Consider the following 18,656-nt stretch of genomic DNA (forward strand, 5'->3'; position numbering starts at 1 on the left):
CGTCAGGCGCCGGCCGGGAAGACCCTTCCGCCCCGCGGCACCAGGCGGCAGGCATCGCCGCGGGCCAGGCTGGCGCCGGGCGCGGCGCGGGCATCCAGCACCAGGCCCGCGGCCTCCACCACCAGGTGAAGCTCGCCGCCCCCCTGCGGGCGCAGCAGCCGCACCGTGGCGCCGCCGCCGGGTTCCGCCAGCAGTTCCGCCGGGCGGAGGAAGGCGGTGGCGGGGCCATCGGGCGCGGCCACGGGCAGGGGGGCGATGGGCAGCGGGTCGAAATGCGCCACCCCGCCCTCGACCCGGCAGGGCAGCCGCGCGGCATCGCCGATGAAGCCCGCGACGAAGGGCGTGGCGGGGCGTTCCAGCAGCGCGTCCGGCGCATCGAACTGCACGACGCGCCCGCGTTCCATCACCGCCACGCGGTCCGCCATCTCCATGGCTTCCTCCTGGTCATGCGTCACCAGGATGGTCGTGATGCCAAGCCGTTCCTGCAGCCCGCGCACCCAGCGCCGCACGTCGCGCCGCACCAGCGCATCCAGCGCGCCGAAGGGCTCGTCCAGCAGCAGCAGCCGCGGCTCGATCGCCAGCGCCCGGGCCAGCGCGACCCGCTGCCGCTGGCCGCCTGACAGCTGGTCCGGGTAGCGCCGCGCGAGGTCGGGGATCTGCACGAGGTCGAGCAGCGCCGCGACGCGCCGCGCGACCTCCGCCCGTTCGGGCCGCGTGGCGCGGGGCCGGACATCGAGGCCGAAGGCGATGTTGTCCGCGACATTCATGTGCCGGAACAGCGCGTAGTGCTGGAACACCACGCCGATCCCCCGTTCCCGCGCCGGGACGCCGGCCATGTCCTGGCCCGCGATGCGCAGCGTGCCGGCATCCATGCCCTCCAGCCCCGCGATCACGCGCAGCAGCGTGGTCTTGCCGGAGCCGGAGGGGCCGAGCAGCGCCACCAGCTCACCCTCCCGCACCGAGAGGTCGGCGCCGTCCAGCGCCGCGGCATCGCCGAAGCGGCGGATGATTCCACTGGCCGAGACCGTCACGCCGCGCGCCCCAGCCGTTCCAGCACCGTCTTCGCCGCCAGCGTCACCAGGCCCAGCAGCGCCAGCAGGGCGGCCACCGCGAAGGCGCCGGCGAACTGGTATTCGTTGTAGAGGATCTCGACATGCAAAGGCATCGTGTTGGTCATTCCCCTGACATGGCCTGAAACGACCGAGACGGCGCCGAATTCGCCCATGGCGCGCGCGTTGCAGAGAAGCACGCCGGAGAGCAGCGCCCAGCGGATGTTGGGCAGCGTGACGCGGCGGAAGATCTGCCAGCCGGAGGCACCGAGCGTGGCCGCCGCTTCCTCCTCCTCCCGCCCCTGTTCCTGCATCAGCGGCAGCACGGTGCGGGCGACGAAGGGGAAGGTGACGAAGATGGTCGCCAGCACCAGGCCGGGCAGGGCGAAGATGATCTGCACGTCCCGCGCCTGCAGCCAGGGGCCGAGCCAGCCCTGCGCGCCGAAGATCAGCACGAAGACGAGGCCTGAGATGACGGGCGAGACGCTGAAGGGCAGCTCCACCAGCACCACCAGCAGCCGCTTGCCCGGGAAATCGTGCTTGGCGATGGCCCAGCAGGCCGCGAGCCCGCCGATGGTGTTGATCGGCACGGTGATGGCGGCGACGACGAGCGTGAGGCGGATGGCGGCGCGGGTATCCTCCTCCGCCAGCGCGTCCCACAGCACGCCCCAGCCACGGCGCAGCGCCTCCGTGAACACGGCGGCCAGCGGCAGGGCCAGGATCACCACGCCGATGGTGATGGCGGCCAGCACGAGCAGCGCGCGGGCGGGGCGCGAATCCTCGGCGGCTGGGCGGAACCGCGCGCTCACGCGAGGTATATCCGCGCGCTCATGCGCGACCTCGCCGCAGCAGGCGTTGCAGCACGGACAGCGCCAGCAGCACGGCGAAGGACAGCACCAGCATGGCGAGCCCGACCGCGGCCGCGCCGGCATAGTCGAACTGCTCCAGCCGGATGACGATGAGCAGCGGCGCGATCTCGCTCACCATCGGCATGTTGCCGGCGATGAAGATGACGCTGCCATATTCACCGACCGCGCGGGCGAAGCCGAGGCCGAAGCCCGAGACCAGCGCGGGCGCCAGCGCCGGCAGCACCACGCGGGCCAGCGCCTGCGGCCGCGTGGCGCCGAGCGTCGCCGCCGCTTCCTCCGCATCCCTGCCGAGGTCCCGCAGCACGGGCTCCACCGTGCGGACGATGAAGGGGAGCGCCACGAAGACCAGCGCGACCACGATGCCCGCCGGCGTGAAGGCGATCTTCCAGCCGAAGGCCGCGGCCAGCGGCGCGCCGAGCCAGCCATTCGGCGCGAAGAGCGCGGTCAGCGCGATGCCCGCCACCCCCGTCGGCAGCGCGAAGGGCAGGTCCACCATGCCGTCCAGGATGCGCCGGCCCGGGAAGCGCAGCCGCACGATGGCATAGGCCAGCAGCAGCCCGATCGGCAGGCTGGCGAGACCCGCCAGCGCCGCCGTGCCGAAGCTCAGCGCCAGCGAGGCCAGCACCCGCTCCTCCGAGAGCGAGCGCAGCACGCCCGCCACCCCCATCTCCCAGGGCTTCACCGCCAGCGCCAGCAGCGGCACCAGCACGATCAGCGAGACCCAGAGCAGCGCGATGCCGATCGAGAGGCCGAAGCCGGGGATCGCCCTGGCCGTCATCGTCCCGGCCGGTAGATCCGGTCGAAGACGCCGCCATCGTTGAAATGGGTGCGCTGCGCCTCCGTCCAGCCGCCGAAGACATCGTCGATGGTGACGAGGTCGATGGCCGGGAAGCGGGATGCGTTGGCGGCCAGCACGGCGGCGTTGCGCGGCCGGTAGAAGTGCCGCGCCGCGATGGCCTGGCCCTCATCCGTGTAGAGGCCGCGCAGATAGGCCTCCGCCACCGCGCGCGTGCCGCGGCGGTCCACGATCTGGTCCACCACCGCGACGTTGGGCTCCGCGAGGATGGAGAAGCGGGGATAGACGATGTCGAACTTGTCGGCGCCGAATTCCTGCAGCGCCAGATGGGCCTCGTTCTCCCAGGAGAGGAAGACATCGCCCTGGGCGCGCTGCGCGAAGGTGGTCAGCGACCCGCGCGCGCCGGTATCCAGCACCGGCACCTGGCGGAACAGCCGCGCCGTTGCTTCCTCCGCCGTCGCGGCGCTGCCGCCGGGCTGGCGCAGCGCCCAGGCCCAGAACGCCAGGTAGTTCCAGCGCGCGCCGCCGGAGGTCTTGGGATTGGGCGTGATGATGGACACGCCGGGCTTCAGCAGGTCCCCCCAATCCTGGATGCCCTTCGGGTTCCCCTTGCGCGTCAGGAAGATGATGGTGCTGGTGTAGGGCGCGCTGTTGCTGGGCAGGCGCGAGATCCAGTCCCGCGCCAGCAGGCCGCGTTCCGCCACGGCGTCCACGTCATAGGCCAGGGCCAGCGTCAGCACATCCGCCGCCAGCCCATCGATGACGGAGCGCGCCTGGCGCCCCGACCCGCCATGGGAGGTGTTGATGCGCACCGCCTGGCCGGACTGCGCCTGCCAGTTGCGGGCGAAGACCGCGTTGTAGTCGCGGTACAGCTCCCGCGTCGGGTCGTAGGAGACGTTGAGCAGCGTGAGCGGCGCCTGGGCGCTGGCGCCGGTGGCGATGAAGGGCGCAGCCGCCAGCAGGGCGCGGCGAGGCAGCGCGAGGCCGGTCTTCGGCATCGGGGGTCACTCCGTCAGGGATGTCGTCGGGCCGCGCGCGGGGCGCGGTTCAGGGCAGGCGCGAGGGGGTCTCGGCGCGCCGACAACAGGGCCGACAGGAAGTGTCGCTGGGCACGGCCACGGCATCCTCCGTCAGGGTCGGGTGGCCCGGGATCACCGGGGTCGCCGAAACCCTATCGGGATGATGGGGATTCGATCAAGCCCTTTCCGTCACCGCCTCCAGCAGGGCGGTCACGGCGGGGCGCGGCGTGGGGGTGGCGATGTCGGCCAGCATGGTGCCGTCCAGGATTTCCGCGGTGGCGTCCCGCACCTGGCGCATCACGCGGCGGATGGCGCAATCCGCGGGCTCCACGCAATCGACGCAGGGGCGATAGGCGGTCAGGCTGGCGCAGGGGATCGGCGCCAGCGGCCCGTCGATGGCGCGGATCAGGTCCGACAGCGCGATCTGCGTCGCGGGCCGGGCCAGGGCGTAGCCGCCGGCCTTGCCGCGCAGGCTGTCCACGAAGCCGTGGCGCCGCAGGTCGAGCAGGATGGCTTCCAGGAACTTCCTCGGCGCCCGGGCACGCTCCGCGATCTCATGGATCGGCATGGTGGCGCGGCGCGCGGGGGCGGCCGCGCCGGCCTCCGCCAGCACGGACAATGCCTTCAGACCGTACTTGGCCTTCTGCGTCAGCATGTCTTCTCATACGATGCCAGGCGGGGCGGGGCCAAGCCTGGGAGCGGGTTCATGCTCCGAAATCGGCGTTGGGGAGGAAGATTCATGTCCGTGACCGGGATGACGCGCCGGGCCGCCCTGGGGGCGGGGCTGTCCATGGCGGCGCTGCCGCTGGCGGCGCAGGAAAGGTTCCCGGCGCGCCCCGTGCGCCTGATCGTCGCCTTCCCCCCGGGTGGCGGCACGGACATCCTCGGCCGGCTGCTGGCGCAGCGGATGCAGGAGGCGCTGGGCCAGCCGGTGGTGGTGGAGAACCGGGGCGGCGCGGGCGGCAACATCGCCGCCGTGGCCGTCGCCCAGTCCGCGCCGGATGGCTATGCGGTGCTGTTCACCGGCAGCAGCCTGGCGGTGAACGAGGTGCTGTTCCGCAGCCCCGGCTATGACAGCCGGCGGGAATTCGCCGCCGTGGCGCGCCCGGCCAGCACGCCCATGATGCTGGTGGTGCACAAGGACCTGGCGGCGCAGGACGTGGCCGGGCTGATCGCGGCGGCCAAGGCGCGGCCCGGCGCGCTGAACTGCGCCGTGCCCGGCGCCGGCACCAGCCAGCACCTGGCCTTCGAGCTGTTCAACGAGATGGCGGGCACGCGCATCACCGGCGTGCCCTATCGCGGCGGCGGCCCCGCCATCGCCGCGGTGGTGAGCGGCGAGGTGCAGATGCTCTTCACCTCCGCCGGGTCGGTGGAGGCGCTGGTGCGGGACGGCCGCATGCGGGCGCTGGCCGTGACCACCCGCGCGCGCATCCCCGGCTGGCCCGAGGTGCCGACCGTCGGGGAGGCGCTGCCCGGCTTCATCGCCGAGCTGTGGTACGGCCTCTACGCCCCCGCCGCCACGCCGCCGGCGGTGGTGGCGGCGCTGGAGGGCGCGGTGCGCGACAGCGTGGCCGACCCGGCCTTCGCCCAGCGCCTGCGGGAGCGCGGCTTCGAGCCCGATTTCCTCGGCGCCGCCGCCACCGCGGCCGCGACGCAGGAGGAACGGGCGCGATGGGAACCCGTGATCCGGCGCGCCGGGATCACGCCCGAATGAGCCGCGTGATCGGCCATGTCCGGGACCTGCGCCGCTTTCCCGTGAAATCCATGGGCGGCGAGGCGCGCGACGCGCTGGAGCTGCGCTGGCCCGGCCTGCTGGGGGACCGGCAATACGCCTTCCACCGGCTGGAGGAACGCGGCCGCTTCCCCTGGCTGACGGCGCGGATCGTGGCGCCGATGGTGCTGTTCCAGCCCCGCTACCGCGAGCCCGAGGACCCCCGGACCAGCGCCGTCAGCGTCCTGACGCCGGAGGGGGAGGAGCTGGACCTGCACGACCCCGCGCTGCTGGCCCGGCTGTCGGCGGCGGCCGGCCAGCCCATCGGCCTGATGCAGGTGGGGCGCGGGGTCTTCGACACCATGCCGGTCTCGATCGGCACCACCACGGGGCTCGGCCTGGTGGATGCGCTGCATGGCGCGGCGCTCGATCCGCGGCGCTTCCGGCTGAACGTGCTGATCGACACCGAGGAGCCGGAGGAGGCGCTGAAGGGCAGGCGGCTGGCCTTCGCCAGCGGCGCCAGCCTGTTGGTGAACGAAGGCATCCCGCGCTGCGCCATGGTGCAGGTGGACCCGGACACGGCGGCGCGCGATCCCTCGGTCCAGAAGACGGTCATCCACCACTTCGACAATTGCGTCGGCCTCTATGCCGCGACGGCCGCGTGCGGCGCCATCCGCGTGGGGGATGCTGTGGCGCTGCTGGATTGAGGCGCCGGGGCGCGCGGGCTACACCCGCCGGGTGACAGCAGCCCGACGCAACCTCGCCCTCGGGCTGTTCTTCGGCCTCACCGCGGCCATCACCTGGGGCAGCCAGGCGGTGGTGGCGCGGGCGGGGACGCTGGCGGGGTTCTCGCCGCTCGATCTGTCCGTGCTGCGCTTCGCCACGGCGGGGCTGATCCTGCTGCCCTTCGCCTGGCGCGGGCGGCATGCGCTGGCGCGGGTCGGGCCCTGGCGGCTGCTGGTGCTGGCCTGCTGCGGGGGCTTCGGCAATTCGCTGCTGTTCGGCGGCGGCGTGGTCTTCGCCCCGGCGACGCATGGCGGGACCATCGCGCCCATCACCGCGGCCGTGACGGGCGCGCTCTTCGCCATTCCCGCGCTGGGGGAGGTGCCGACGCGGGGGCGGGTGGTGGCGCTGGCGGGGCTGGCGCTGGGGCTGCTGCTGCTGGGCTGGGACGGGTTGCGGGGGGACCATCCCGGGGCCTGGCGGGGCGATATCCTGCTGTTCCTGGCGGGCGCCATCTGGGGCGGCTTCACGGTGCTGCTGCGGCGCTGGTCCATCCCGGCCCTGCCGGCCACGGCGGCGATCTGCGCCATTTCCGCCCTGGTGGTGATCCCGCCCTGGGTCTTGCTCGGCTTCGGCGCGGTGCCGGACCTGTCCTGGCGGGACGCGGCGCTGCAGATGGGCGGGCAGGGGATCATGTCCTCCGTCATCGCCATCAGCCTCTATGCCAAGGCCACGGAATACCTGGGCGCCACGCGGGCGGCCTGCGTTTCGACCATGATGCCGGTGGCGGCGATCATCCTCTCCGTCACGCTGCTGGGCGAGAGCCTCGGCCCGCTGAAGGTCGCCGGCGTCGCGCTGGCGGTGGCGGCGATGCTGGGGGCGGTGCTGTTCACCGGGCGACGCGGCGCGGCGCGCTGAGGCTAGATCGTCGGCACGGTGCCGCCATCGATCGCGTACTCCGCGCCATGGATCGCCGCGGCGCGGTCCGAGGCGAGGAAGGCGATCAGCTCCGCCACCTCCTCCAGCCTGGCGGGGCGGCCGATGGGGATGCCGCCCAGCGCCTCCAGGATCGCCTGCCGCGCCGCCTCCGGCGTGGTGCCGCCGCTGGCGGCCAGGCGCTCGACCAGGGCTTCCGACGCCTCGGTGTAGATCCAGCCGGGGGAGACGGTGTTCACCCGCACGCCCCTGGGCCCGACCTCCTTCGACAGCGCCTTGCTGTAGGTCGTCAGCGCGGCCTTGGCGGCGGCATAGGCCGTGGTGGAGTCGGGCAGCGGCACGCGGCGCTGGATCGAGCCGACATGGATCACGGCCCCCGAACCCCGGGCCGCCATCGACGGCACCAGCAGGCGGTCGAGACGCACGGCCGGCATCAGGTTGAGGTCGAGCTCGGCCCGCCAATGGTCATCCGTCAGCGCCGCGAAGCCGCCGCCGGGGGCGCCGGAGCCGCCGAGCACATGGACCAGTACATCGACGCCGCCGAGGCGCTCCATCGCGGCCTCCGCCAGCGCCCGCGCGCCCTCCGCCGTCGTCAAATCCGCGGCCATGAACGCGGCGCCGGCGAGGTCCGCGGGCGGCTGGCGCGCCGCGGTCATCACGCGGGCGCCGGCGGCGAGGAAGCGGGCCACGGTGGCGCGGCCCGTTCCCTTGCTGCCGGCGGTGACCAGGATGCGGCGGCCCTCGAACTCGCGCCCCTCGGCCATCACGCGATCTCCAGCGCGGCGATGGCGTCGTCGCGGACCGTGAAGCGGAAGGTGAAGGCGATGGGGCTGCCCGGGAAATCGCCGCTGGTCAGGCCCTCCACGACGATCCCGCCGGCCTCCGCGTGCCAGCGCCGTGGCGTGAAGACGGCGCGGGCCGCGATGGTCGCGCCCGCGATCCAGGCGCGGATGGCGTCCCGCCCCGCATGGGTGCCGCCATCGTCCCGCACCACGGCATCCCGCGCGAAGGGGGCCAGCATGCCGGCCGCATCCAGCCTGGCATTGGCGGCGGCATAGGCGGCGATCGGGGGCGGCAGGGGTTGGGTCATGGCCAGTCTCCGGCGTTGCTTGTGCCGCGGGAAAGCTCGGTCCAGGGTGCCGGCATGACAAGAACGAACCAGGAAGTAAGGGACTTACCCGCCGGTGAGCGCCCGGCCTACACGGCCCAATCCGCGGCCGAGGGCGTGCAGGGCGTCATCCGGATGCTGGAGGGGCGATGGAAGCTCGTGATCCTGTTCCAGCTTTTCGGCGGGCAGGTGCGGCGCTTCTCGGAGCTGGAGCGGGCGATACCGGGCGTGTCGCAGAAGATGCTGATCCAGCAGTTGCGGCAGCTGGAGGCCGATGGGCTGGTGGCGCGGGTCGTCCACGCCCAGGTGCCGCCGAAGGTGGAGTATCACCTGACCGAATGGGGCCAGGCGCTCTGTCCCGCGCTGGACGGGCTGCTGCGCTGGGTGGAGGCGGCGCGGTAGGGGTGTGGCTTTTTAGTCGCTAACCCGATTTAGCCGATTATGCCGTTTATGCGGGTTTAGCACCGTTTTCGCGGGGTGTGCCTGGGCGATGCACGCCCCGATCACCCTCCCGCCCTCGGGGGGAGTGCTTGAGCGGGCATGGGTGTGGCGCTTGATGGGGAGAACATAGCCCGAACGCGGCCGGTATTCCAGCATATTCGCGGGTCAGGGCGCCGGGCGGGGGGGCGTGCGGCAACGCCACCCGCATTCCCCACGAAGGTACCGCATGACCGGCCAGTCCCGGATGCGGGGCCACCCCGCGACCATGGCGATGATGGAAAGGCCGCCCACCACCAGCCAGTCGCGACGGTTCAAGACTGCCTAGGGCTCCGGGTCCTGCCTGGCCCAGCGGGGCATGGCGCAGCCCATCAGGGCGGCCATCCGGTCCCGCGCCAGAAGGCGTTCGCGGGTCAGGCGGCGGATCGCCGCCTCATCGGGCACGCCGCGCGACCGTTCGGCGGCGATCAGCCGCTCCAGATCCGCCAGGCGATCCACCAGGCGACCCATCAGGGTGCTGCCGGGCGGTAAGCTGCCGTCCATAGTCCCCAGACCTCCTCATGCCGTCGCTGCGCGGGGGCGCGGCGGTTCAGTGGGAGGCCCGACATCGCGGATGCCGGGGGGCAGCCCGCCAGAGGGGCCCGGGCCTCGGATGGAAGGCTGGACCCGGCCCGTGGCGATTTCAAGACTGTAATGCGACACGGTTGAGTGTTTTGTCGCAACGGTTTAGCCCCGGTTCATCCCGTGCTCGAAAGTCGGGGCACCGCTGCCCAACTCGTGGTCACATGGGCGCAGGGCTCGGCCGCACCCTCCGCCCGCAGCGTCACCTCGCCATAGGAGAGCGTCCGCCCCTTCTTGATGACGCGCGCCTCCGCCAGCACGGCGCCGGGGGGCGGCGCGCGGAGGAAGGTGATGGAGAGGCTGGCGGTCAGGCTCTCATCCCGCCCCCCGGTCAGGGTCAGCAGCGCCGCCCACATCGCCACATCGGCCAGGCCCATCAGGGCGGGGCCGGAGACGGTGCCGCCGGGGCGGAGCAGGTCGTCGCGCTGCGGCAGGCGGAGCAGGGCGCGGCCGTCCCCGGCTTCCAGCACCTCCACCCCCCAGGCGCCGGCCAGCGGCACGCCGGTGCGGACGCGGGCGGTGAGGTCGGCGGGACTCACTGGCCCACCACGATGCGGCCGATACAGGGATTCCGACCCAGCCAGTAGCAGAGCTCGGCGGGGCGGTTGATGGCGAAGAGGGAGAGGTCGCAGCGCAGCCCCGGCGCCAGCGCGCCCCGATCCGGGAGGCCGAGCGCGGCGGCGGCATGGGTGGTGACGCCGGCCAGGGCTTCGGCCACCGTCAGGCGGAACAGGGTGCAGCCGAGGTTCAGCATCAGCAGCAGGTTGGGGGAGGGGCAGGAGCCCGGGTTGCAATCCGTCGCCAGCGCCATGCGAAGCCCCGCCGCGCGCATCGCCGCGATGTCCGGCAGGTGGGTTTCGCGGATGAAGTAGTAGGCGCCGGGCAGCAGCACGCCGACCGTGCCGGCGCGGGCCATGGCTTCGATGCCCGTCGCGCTTGCGTATTCGATGTGGTCGGCGGAGAGCGCGCCGAACCGCGCGGCCAAGCCCGCGCCGGCATCGTCGCGCAGCTGGTCGGCATGGAGCTTCACGGGCAGGCCCAGCGCGCGCGCGGCGAGGAACACCGCCTCCGTCTCCGCCGGCGTGAAGCCGATGGCGCTGTCGGTGAAGGCGTCCACCGCATCGGCGATGCCCTCCGCCGCGATGGCGGGGAGGATGGCGTCCGCGACATGGCGGGCGAAATCGGCGCGGTGTCCCTGGTACTCCGGCGGCACGGCATGGGCGGCGAGCAGCGTCGTCGTCACGGCGACGTCGCGCCGGCGGCCCAGCGCCCTGGCGGCGCGGAGCATCCGTGCCTCCGTCTCCAGGTCGAGGCCGTAGCCGGACTTGATCTCGACGGTGGTGACGCCCTGCGCCAGCAATTCGTCGAGGCGCGGCAGGGCGCTGTCGATCAGCGCCTGCTCCGTCGCCGCGCGCGTGGCGCGGACGGTGGAGAGGATGCCGCCGCCGGCTTTCGCGATTTCCTCGTAGCTCGCGCCCTCCAGCCGCATCTCGAATTCCCGGGCGCGGTCGCCGGCGAAGACGAGGTGGGTGTGGCAGTCGATCAGCCCGGGCAGGATCCAGGCGCCGTCGCAGCGCGTGACGCTGGCAGCGGAGGAAGGAAGGTCCGCGCGGCGGCCGACCCAGGCGATGCGTCCATCCTTGGACGCGATGGCGCCATCCTCGATGATGCCGAGCGGGTCGTCGCCGCGTGGCATCGTCGCGCCACCGGCGCGCGGGATCATGGTGGCGAGGTTGGCGTCCAGCCAGACGCGGTCGAAGCTCATGCGGGAAGGTCCACCAGCGAGGCGAAGGCGCCATGCTGCACCAGGCGCTTCACCGCCGCCATGTCGGGGGCCATGAAGCGGTCGCCATCCCAGGTCGCTGCCACGCCGCGCACCAGCCCCTTGGCCTGCTCGATGGCGGCGGAGGAGCGGAGCGGCGCGTGGAAATCGAGGCCCTGGGCCGCGCAGAGCAGTTCGATGGCGAGGATGGTGGCGAGGTTGTCCGCCATCTCCGCGAGCCGCAGCGCGGCGTTGGTCGCCATGCTGACATGGTCTTCCTGGTTGGCGCTGGTGGGCAGGCTGTCCACGCTGCGCGGCGTGGCGAGCGCCCGGTTCTCCGCCACCAGCGCGGCCGCGGTGACCTGGGCGATCATGAAGCCGGAATTGATGCCGCCCTCGGCGACGAGGAAGGCGGGCAGGCCGGACAGCACGGGATCGACCAGCAGCGCGATGCGGCGTTCGCTGATGGCGCCGATCTCCGCGATGGCGAGCGCGATGGTGTCGGCGGCGAAGGCGACGGGCTCCGCATGGAAATTGCCGCCGGACAGCACATCGCCCTCCGCGGTGACGAGGGGGTTGTCGGTGACGGCGTTCGCTTCGCGGACGAGGACCGCGGCGGCGTTGTCCAGCAGGTCGAGGCAGGCGCCGGCGACCTGGGGCTGGCAGCGCAGGCAATAGGGGTCCTGCACGCGGCTGTCGCCTTCCCGGTGGCTGTCGCGGATGGCGCTGCCTTCCATCAGCGCGCGCAGCGTGGCGGCGGCACGGATCTGGCCGGGCTGGCCGCGCAGCGCATGGATGCGCGGGTCGAAGGGCGTGTCCGAACCCCGCGCGGCATCCACCGACATGGCGCCGGCCATCAGCGCGGTGCGCAGAAGGTCCTGCGCCGCGAAGAGCCCGGCCAGCGCGATGGCGGTGGAGACCTGGGTGCCGTTCAGCAGCGCGAGCCCTTCCTTCGGGCCGAGTTCCAGCGGCGCGACATTGGCCAGCGCCAGGGCCTGGGTGCCGTCCAGCACCTGGTCGCCCTGGAAGGCCTCGCCTTCGCCGATCAGCACCAGCGACATGTGGGCGAGCGGCGCCAGGTCGCCGGAGGCGCCGACCGAGCCCTTGGCGGGGATGGCCGGGAGGACATCATGGGCGAGGAGGGCCAGCAGGCTGTCCACGACAGCGGGCCGCACGCCGGAGGCGCCGCGCGCCAGGGACATGGCCTTGAGCGCCAGGATGAGGCGCACGACGGGGGCGGGCAGGAAGGCGCCGGTGCCGGCGGCGTGGCTGCGCAGCAGGTTGAGCTGCAGCCTGGCCAGCCGGTCCGGCGGGATGCGGGTGGAGGCGAGTTTCCCGAAGCCGGTGTTGACGCCGTACAGCGCCTCCCCGGTCTGCAGCCGGCGCGCCAGCGCATCGGCGGAGGCCTGGGTGACGGCGCGCCAGCCGGGGGCGAGTTCGGCGGGGCCGCCCTGCATGAGGGCGCGGAGCTGGGGAAGGGTGGCGGCGCCGGGTGTGATCACGGGTGGAGCCCTTCAGGAATGCACGTTATGGTTGCAGTTCTTGGTGCAACTCGCCTAGAAGGCGGGGCAGTCACGAGCGGTGGAGGCGGTGCGTGCCGGCGCATATGGGTCTGGGCGACCTGGTGAAGGTGCCCTTCGCGTTCCTGGCCATCAATCTGAGCCCGCGCCAGCATGCGCGGCGCGCGCGGCAGAACGGCATCATCACGCCGGCCGCCATCTGGCATGCCTTCACGCAGCGGCGGGCGCGGCGAGAGCGCAGCTTCACCACCTATGCGACCTGGCGGGCGCGGATGGATGACTATGATCCGCTGCTGCAGGCCAACCAGGGGCCGCATGGCCTGAACGTGGTCGCCCAGGCCGAATGGAACCTCTATCTGGCGCCGGGCACCGCCTTCGATGGGCTGATCAACACCATCTTCGCCAATAATCCCGGCCTGACGGTGACGCTGATCGTCCACAAATCCGACATGAACCGGCTGAAGCGGATCGAGGCGCAGCCGGCGGGCGGCCAGGTCGCGATCCTCTGGAGCGACGCCTAGGCTCATCGCGCCAGCATCGGCAGGTCGAGCCCCTTCTCCCGCGCGCAATCGATGGCGATGGCGTAGCCCGCATCGGCGTGGCGCATCACGCCCGTGGCGGGGTCGTTCCACAGCACGCGGGCCAGGCGGCGCGCGGCGGCTTCCGTGCCATCGGCGACGATGACCATGCCGGCATGCTGGGAGAATCCCATGCCGACGCCGCCGCCATGGTGCAGGGACACCCAGGTGGCGCCCGACGCCGTGTTCAGCAGCGCGTTGAGCAGAGGCCAGTCGCTGACGGCATCCGATCCATCCTGCATCGCCTCCGTCTCCCGGTTGGGGGAGGCGACGCTGCCGGAATCGAGATGGTCGCGGCCGATGACGATGGGGCCGATCGCGCCCTTCGCGACCATCTCGTTGAAGGCCAGGCCGAGGCGGTCCCGCTGGCCGAGGCCGACCCAGCAGATGCGGGCGGGCAGGCCCTGGAAGGCGATTCTCCTCTGTGCCATGTCGAGCCAGTTGTGCAGGTGCGGATCGTCGGGGATCAGCTCCTTCACCTTCGCATCCGTCTTGCGGATGTCGTCGGGGTTGCCGGACAGGGCGGCCCAGCGGAAGGGGCCGACGCCGCGGCAGAACAAGGGGCGGATATAGGCGGGGACGAAGCCCGGGAAATCGAAGGCGTTGGCGAGGCCTTCCTCCTTCGCCATCTGGCGGATGTTGTTCCCGTAGTCCAGCACGGCGGAACCCATGCGCTTGAAGTCGAGCATGGCCTGGACATGGCCGACCATCGACTTCTTGGCGGCGGCCGCGACGGCGGCGGGATCCGACTCGCGCATCGCCTCCCATTGCGCCAGCGTCCAGCCGGCGGGGAGGTAGCCATTGGCGGGGTCATGGGCGCTGGTCTGGTCGGTGACGATGTCGGGCACCACGCCGCGCCTGACCAGTTCGGGGAAGACATCGGCGGCATTGCCGAGCAGGCCGACGCTGATGGCGCGGCCCTCCGCCGTGGCGGCGCGGATCATGGCCAGCGCCTCATCCAGCGTGTCCGCGCGGTGGTCGAGGTAGCGGGTCTCGAGCCGCTTCTCGATGCGGCTGGGCTGGCATTCGACGGCGAGGACCGAGGCGCCGGCGAAGACGCCGGCCAGGGGCTGCGCGCCGCCCATGCCGCCGAGGCCGGCCGTCAGGATCCATCGCCCCTTGAGGCTGCCGCCGAAATGCTGGCGGCCGGCCTCGACGAAAGTCTCGTAGGTGCCCTGCACGATGCCCTGGGAGCCGATATAGATCCAGGAACCGGCCGTCATCTGGCCGTACATCATCAGCCCCTTGCGATCCAATTCGTTGAAGTGCTCCCAACTCGCCCAGCGGGGGACGAGGTTGGAATTGGCGATGAGGACGCGGGGCGCGTCGGCATGGGTGCGGAAGACGCCGACGGGTTTTCCTGACTGCACCAGCAGGGTTTCGTCGTCGTTGAGGCGCTTCAGCGTGGCGACGATGCGCTCATAGCTCTCCCAGTCGCGCGCCGCGCGGCCGATGCCGCCATAGACGACGAGGTCGCCGGGCTTCTCCGCCACCTCGTCATCCAAATTGTTCATCAGCATCCGCATCGCGGCTTCCGTCGTCCAATGGCGGCAGGAAAGGTCGAGGCCGCGGGGGCTGCGGATGGCAGGCGCGTTGCGGCGGCGCGGATCGGACATGAGGGGCTCCCGGTCGAGGCGATCCAGCATTGCCGATGCCCCGGATTATGTCTAGACATAATGCGCCATGACCCGCCACGCCGACATCCGCCAGCAGATCGAGGGGCTGATCCTCTCGGGCACGCTCAAGCCCGGGGACCGGCTGCCCTCGGAGCAGGAGCTGGTGGCGGCGCATGGGGTGGCGCGCATGACCGTCAGCCGCGCGCTGGCGGACCTGGTGGCGGCGGGGCTGGTGGTGCGCAGGCGGAAGGCGGGGAGCTTCGTGGCGGCGCCGCCGTCGGAGGAAAAGCTGCTCGGCGTGCCGGATATGCGGGAGATGCTGCCGGGGCATTCCCATGCCGTGCTGAAGCGGGCGGTGCGGGTGGCGGGGGCGGCGGACCGGGCGCGGATCGGCGCGCTGCCCAGGGGGGCGCGGGTGCTGGCGCTGCTGGTGCGGCATGACAGCCAGGGCGTGCCCGCGGCGATGGAGGACCGGCTGGTGAGCCTGGCGGCGGTGCCGGAGGCGGCGGGGGCGGAGTTCCGCGACTCGCCGCCGGGCACCTGGCTGCTGGACCGCGTGCCCTGGACGGAGGCGGAGCACCGCATCCGCGCGGCGGCGGCGGATGGGGCGGTGGCGGCGGCGCTGGGCATGGCGGCGGGCGCGCCCTGCCTGGTGATGGAGCGCCGCACCTGGCGGGGCGACCAGCCGGTGACGGCGGCGCGCATCACCTGGCCGGGGGACCGGCATGAGGTGACGGTGCGCGCCATGCGGGGACCGTTGCGCGGCTGACGCGGATGGGCCATGCGGGATGGGTGCAGGGGGGAAATCTGCCATGGTGACGCGGCGCTTCATCGCCACGGACGCGCTGCTGCCAGGCGGCTGGGCGCGGGATGTGCTGGTCGAGGTCGATGGCGCGGGCTGGATCACCGCCGTGACGCCGGGCTTCGCGGGCCAGGCGGGCACCACGCGGCGGCTGCACGGGCATGTCGTGCCTGGCGTCCCGAACCTCCACTCCCACGCCTTCCAGCGCGCCATGGCGGGCGGCGCGGAACGCCGCAGCCCGGAGGGCCGCGACAGCTTCTGGACCTGGCGGGAGACGATGTACCGCTTCGTCGGCCTCTTCACGCCGGAGGATGCGGAGGCCGTCGCCGCGCAGCTCTATGCGGAGCTGCTGGAGCACGGCTTCACCGGCGTGTGCGAGTTCCACTATTTGCACCACCAGCCCGACGGCACGCCGCATGACGACCCCGCCGAGATGGCGAAGCGGCACATCGCGGCGGCGCGGCGGGTGGGCATCGGGATGACGATGCTGCCCTCGCTCTACCGGCATGGCGGCATCTTCGGCGTGGAGCCGCATGCGGGGCAGCGGCGATTCCTCAACGACCTCGACGGCTTCGCGCGCATCGTGGAGGGGGCGCGGGAGGCCTCGGCCGGGGATCCGCAGATGGCGGTGGGTCTCGCGCCGCATTCGCTGCGCGCCTGCACGCCGGCGATGATCCGCAAGGTCTCGGGCTTCGCGGGGCCGATCCACATCCACGCGGCGGAACAGCCGAAGGAGGTGGAGGAATGCCTGGCGGTGACGGGCAAGCGGCCGGTGCGGTGGATCCTCGACAGCCTGCCGGTGGATGAGCGCTGGGTGCTGATCCATGCGACGCATATGGACGATGGCGAAGTCACGGACCTCGCGAAGACCGGCGCGGTGGCGGGGCTCTGTCCCTCGACCGAGGCGTCGCTGGGCGATGGGACCTTCGCGCTGACGCGGTATCTGGCGGCGGGCGGGCGGTTCGGGATCGGCACGGACAGCCATGTGGGCACGGCGCCGCGCGACGAGCTGCGCCAGCTGGAGACGAGCCAGCGGCTGCGCGACCATGCCCGCGCGGTGGCGACGGGCGCGGCCAATCCCCACCCCGGGCGCACGCTGCTGGAAGGCGCGCTGGCCGGCGGCGTGCAGGCGAGCGGGCGCAGGATCGGCGCCATCGCGCCGGGGATGCGGGCGGATCTGGTGGAACTGGACCCCGCGCATCCCACGCTGGTCGGGCGCGCCGGCGACGGGCTGCTGGATGCCTGGGTCTTCAGCGGCCAGGGCAACCCCGTCCGCACCGTCGTCTGCGGCGGGCGCGTGGTGGTGGAGGCCGGGCGGCATGTGGACGCGCTGCCGATCGGGGAGCAGTTTGCGCGGACAATGCGGAGATTGCTGGCATGAGTGGTCAACTGGCGGGGCAGGTCGCGATCATCACCGGCGGCAGCCGGGGCATCGGGCGGCAGATGGCGCTGCTCTTCGCGCGCGAAGGCGCCGACATCGCCTTCTGCCACCTGGATGACGCGGCGGGCGCGGCGGAGGTGACCGCGGGGATCGAGGGCCTCGGGCGCCGGGCCTTCCATCGCTCCGTCGATGTGGCGGACAGCGACGGGCTGCGGGCCTTCATCGCCGATGCGCAGGCGGCGCTCGGGCCGTGCGACGTGCTGTGCAGCAATGCGGGGATGAACCTGCGCGGGCCGTTCGAGACACTGCCCGACGAGCATTTCGACCGCGTCATCGCCGTGCATGTGAAGGCGGCCTGGGTCGGCGCCAAGGCGGTGTGGGATGGGATGGCCGCGCGCGGCCGCGGGCGGATCATCGTCACGGCCTCGCAGCTCGCCTTCAAGGGCGGCATCGGGATCGTGCCCTACGTCACCGCCAAGGCGGCGCTGGTCGGCTTCGTGCGCGCGCTGTCGCGGGAGGGGGCGCCGAAGGGCATCCTGGTGAACGCCATCGCGCCGGGGCCCGTCACCACCGACCTGACGGCGCAGCTCGGCGAGGGCTGGGCGGAGCGGACGGGGGCGGGGCTGCCGATCGGGCGCGTCGGCAAGCCGGCGGAGATCGCGGCGGCGGCGCTGCTGCTGGCCTCCTCGCCCGGGGGCGACTTCTTCGTGGGCGCGACGCTGTCGCCGAATGGCGGGGACGTGATGCATTGAGCACTGTGCGGGGGCTGACGCCGGCGGAGGCCGCGACCGCGGTCGAATGGGCGGCGGCGGAGGGGTGGAATCCGGGGCTGTCGGACCTCGGCTGCTTCCTGGCGCAGGATCCCGGGCTGTTCCTCGGCGTGGAGGAGGGGGGGCGGTTGGCCTCCGTGATTGCGGCCACGCGCTACGGGGCGGAGTTCGGCTTCATCGGCTTCTACATCGCGCGGCCGGCGATGCGGGGGCATGGCCTCGGCATGATGGTGTGGCAGGCGGCGATGGCGCGGCTGGCGGGGCGGCTGGTCGGGCTGGACGGCGTGGTGGCGCAGCAGGCGAACTATCGCAAATCCGGGTTTTCGCTGGCCTGGAACAACATCCGCTTCGGCGGCGTGCCGGCTTCGGCGGGCGCCGTTCCGGCGGATGTGGTGGCGGCGTCGAGCGTGCCCTTCGCGGCGCTGGCGGCGCTGGACCGTTCCGTGTTTCCGGCGGAACGCGAGGGGTTTCTCCGCGCCTGGCTGGCGGCGCCGGGGCATGTGGCGCTGGCGGTGTTGCGGGACGGGGAGGTGGCGGGCTTCGGCGTCATCCGCCCGGCGCAAGAGGGGCACAAGATCGGGCCGCTGGTCGCGGCGGATCGGGGGGTCGCGGAGCGGCTGGTGGCGGCGCTGATCGCGCAGGCGGTGCCGGCGGGGGGTTCGGTGTTCCTGGATGTGGCGGAGCCTCAGCGGGAGGCGGTGGGGCTGGCGGAGGGGCTGGGGCTGGCCCCGGTGTTCGAGACGGCGCGGATGTACACGGGGGCGGCGCCCGCGGTGCGGATGGAACGGCTGTTCGGCATCACGACCTTCGAACTGGGCTGAACCGCCCCCGCGCCATCGTGATCGCGCGCCGCGCCCCATTCGCCGCTTGCACCCGGCGAAGGACGCCCCGGCCGTGCTAGCGCCTTGCCGTGATGAAGGGCACGGGCGGCATTCCAGGCCTGGGAAGGTGTAGCGC

At 72.7% G+C, this 18,656-nt stretch carries 21 protein-coding genes; 9 read left to right on the plus strand and 12 right to left on the minus strand.

Translation table 11 applies throughout. The annotated features are described in order from the left end of the window. Positions 1 to 2 precede the first annotated feature (2 nt). From JJI54_RS24995 to JJI54_RS25015, 5 genes are all read right to left on the minus strand, one after another. The gene (locus tag JJI54_RS24995) at positions 3 to 1,031 is read right to left on the minus strand and encodes a sulfate/molybdate ABC transporter ATP-binding protein (protein ID WP_203076129.1); all 1,029 of its coding nucleotides are present in this window, start codon (positions 1,029 to 1,031) and stop codon (positions 3 to 5) included. After that, a complete protein-coding gene (gene cysW / locus JJI54_RS25000; RefSeq protein ID WP_318987579.1) occupies positions 1,028 to 1,858 on the minus strand; it encodes a sulfate ABC transporter permease subunit CysW in 831 nt (276 codons plus the stop codon). Before cysW ends, JJI54_RS24995 begins: the two co-directional genes overlap by 4 nt. Positions 1,859 to 1,877: 19 nt before the next feature. Then, on the minus strand, positions 1,878 to 2,696 hold the full coding sequence (cysT, locus tag JJI54_RS25005; protein WP_203076131.1) for a sulfate ABC transporter permease subunit CysT: 819 nt from the start codon (positions 2,694 to 2,696) through the stop codon (positions 1,878 to 1,880). Beyond that, the gene (locus JJI54_RS25010) at positions 2,693 to 3,712 is read right to left on the minus strand and encodes a sulfate ABC transporter substrate-binding protein (RefSeq protein ID WP_203076132.1); all 1,020 of its coding nucleotides are present in this window, start codon (positions 3,710 to 3,712) and stop codon (positions 2,693 to 2,695) included. The genes cysT and JJI54_RS25010 overlap by 4 nt, the downstream gene beginning before the upstream one ends. A 196-nt stretch (positions 3,713 to 3,908) precedes the next feature. Next, entirely contained in the window at positions 3,909 to 4,388 is a 480-nt protein-coding gene (locus JJI54_RS25015) for an RrF2 family transcriptional regulator (protein WP_203076133.1), read from the minus strand. Between the two features lie 84 nt (positions 4,389 to 4,472). Between JJI54_RS25015 and JJI54_RS25020 the strand changes: the two genes are divergently transcribed. Genes JJI54_RS25020 through JJI54_RS25030 form a run of 3 tightly spaced genes read left to right on the plus strand, consistent with a single transcriptional unit; the run spans position 4,473 to position 7,085 of the window. Beyond that, positions 4,473 to 5,447, plus strand: a complete 975-nt coding sequence (locus JJI54_RS25020) for a Bug family tripartite tricarboxylate transporter substrate binding protein (protein WP_203076134.1) — start codon at positions 4,473 to 4,475, stop codon at positions 5,445 to 5,447. Continuing rightward, positions 5,444 to 6,151 (plus strand): MOSC domain-containing protein, encoded by a 708-nt coding sequence (locus tag JJI54_RS25025; RefSeq protein WP_203076135.1) that lies wholly within the window; start codon positions 5,444 to 5,446, stop codon positions 6,149 to 6,151. The genes JJI54_RS25020 and JJI54_RS25025 overlap by 4 nt, the downstream gene beginning before the upstream one ends. 31 nt (positions 6,152 to 6,182) lie before the next feature. Then, positions 6,183 to 7,085 carry a DMT family transporter gene (locus JJI54_RS25030; protein ID WP_203076136.1) on the plus strand — a complete coding sequence of 301 codons (903 nt, stop codon included), beginning with the start codon at positions 6,183 to 6,185 and terminating at the stop codon, positions 7,083 to 7,085. Between the two features lie 2 nt (positions 7,086 to 7,087). Here JJI54_RS25030 and JJI54_RS25035 read toward each other — a convergent pair whose 3' ends face one another. Then, positions 7,088 to 7,867: an SDR family oxidoreductase gene (locus JJI54_RS25035; RefSeq protein ID WP_203076137.1), complete on the minus strand. Its 780-nt coding sequence runs from the start codon at positions 7,865 to 7,867 to the stop codon at positions 7,088 to 7,090. After that, positions 7,867 to 8,193: a nuclear transport factor 2 family protein gene (locus JJI54_RS25040; protein WP_203076138.1), complete on the minus strand. Its 327-nt coding sequence runs from the start codon at positions 8,191 to 8,193 to the stop codon at positions 7,867 to 7,869. The genes JJI54_RS25035 and JJI54_RS25040 overlap by 1 nt, the downstream gene beginning before the upstream one ends. Positions 8,194 to 8,247: 54 nt before the next feature. Between JJI54_RS25040 and JJI54_RS25045 the strand changes: the two genes are divergently transcribed. Then, positions 8,248 to 8,613, plus strand: a complete 366-nt coding sequence (locus JJI54_RS25045; protein WP_203076139.1) for a winged helix-turn-helix transcriptional regulator — start codon at positions 8,248 to 8,250, stop codon at positions 8,611 to 8,613. A 360-nt stretch (positions 8,614 to 8,973) separates the two neighbouring features. Here the strand turns inward: JJI54_RS25045 and JJI54_RS25050 are convergent, their stop codons facing one another. From JJI54_RS25050 to hutH, 4 genes are all read right to left on the minus strand, one after another. Further along, complete coding sequence (locus JJI54_RS25050) at positions 8,974 to 9,192, minus strand: DUF465 domain-containing protein (RefSeq protein ID WP_164692824.1); 219 nt, start codon at positions 9,190 to 9,192, stop codon at positions 8,974 to 8,976. Positions 9,193 to 9,386: 194 nt separating this feature from the next. After that, the gene (locus tag JJI54_RS25055) at positions 9,387 to 9,809 is read right to left on the minus strand and encodes a PaaI family thioesterase (RefSeq protein WP_203076140.1); all 423 of its coding nucleotides are present in this window, start codon (positions 9,807 to 9,809) and stop codon (positions 9,387 to 9,389) included. Continuing rightward, a complete protein-coding gene (gene hutI / locus JJI54_RS25060) occupies positions 9,806 to 11,035 on the minus strand; it encodes an imidazolonepropionase (RefSeq protein ID WP_203076141.1) in 1,230 nt (409 codons plus the stop codon). Before hutI ends, JJI54_RS25055 begins: the two co-directional genes overlap by 4 nt. Further along, positions 11,032 to 12,534: a histidine ammonia-lyase gene (gene hutH / locus JJI54_RS25065; protein WP_203076142.1), complete on the minus strand. Its 1,503-nt coding sequence runs from the start codon at positions 12,532 to 12,534 to the stop codon at positions 11,032 to 11,034. Before hutH ends, hutI begins: the two co-directional genes overlap by 4 nt. Positions 12,535 to 12,626: 92 nt before the next feature. Between hutH and JJI54_RS25070 the strand changes: the two genes are divergently transcribed. Beyond that, positions 12,627 to 13,073, plus strand: a complete 447-nt coding sequence (locus JJI54_RS25070) for a hypothetical protein (protein WP_203076143.1) — start codon at positions 12,627 to 12,629, stop codon at positions 13,071 to 13,073. Between the two features lie 2 nt (positions 13,074 to 13,075). Here JJI54_RS25070 and hutU read toward each other — a convergent pair whose 3' ends face one another. Continuing rightward, a complete protein-coding gene (gene hutU / locus JJI54_RS25075) occupies positions 13,076 to 14,746 on the minus strand; it encodes a urocanate hydratase (RefSeq protein WP_203076144.1) in 1,671 nt (556 codons plus the stop codon). Between the two features lie 67 nt (positions 14,747 to 14,813). On the opposite strand from hutU, the gene JJI54_RS25080 reads away from it, so the two are divergent. The 4 genes from JJI54_RS25080 to JJI54_RS25095 are packed head-to-tail and all read left to right on the plus strand — an operon-like array spanning position 14,814 to position 18,520. Beyond that, complete coding sequence (locus JJI54_RS25080) at positions 14,814 to 15,515, plus strand: UTRA domain-containing protein (RefSeq protein ID WP_203076145.1); 702 nt, start codon at positions 14,814 to 14,816, stop codon at positions 15,513 to 15,515. A 43-nt stretch (positions 15,516 to 15,558) separates the two neighbouring features. Further along, complete coding sequence (locus JJI54_RS25085) at positions 15,559 to 16,929, plus strand: formimidoylglutamate deiminase (RefSeq protein WP_203076146.1); 1,371 nt, start codon at positions 15,559 to 15,561, stop codon at positions 16,927 to 16,929. After that, on the plus strand, positions 16,926 to 17,681 hold the full coding sequence (locus JJI54_RS25090) for an SDR family NAD(P)-dependent oxidoreductase (RefSeq protein ID WP_203076147.1): 756 nt from the start codon (positions 16,926 to 16,928) through the stop codon (positions 17,679 to 17,681). The genes JJI54_RS25085 and JJI54_RS25090 overlap by 4 nt, the downstream gene beginning before the upstream one ends. Positions 17,682 to 17,686: 5 nt before the next feature. Next, a complete protein-coding gene (locus tag JJI54_RS25095) occupies positions 17,687 to 18,520 on the plus strand; it encodes a GNAT family N-acetyltransferase (RefSeq protein ID WP_318987581.1) in 834 nt (277 codons plus the stop codon). The last annotated feature ends 136 nt before the right edge of the window (positions 18,521 to 18,656 follow it).

This window comes from Falsiroseomonas ponticola (assembly GCF_016805305.1).
Lineage (GTDB): Bacteria > Pseudomonadota > Alphaproteobacteria > Acetobacterales > Acetobacteraceae > Falsiroseomonas > Falsiroseomonas ponticola.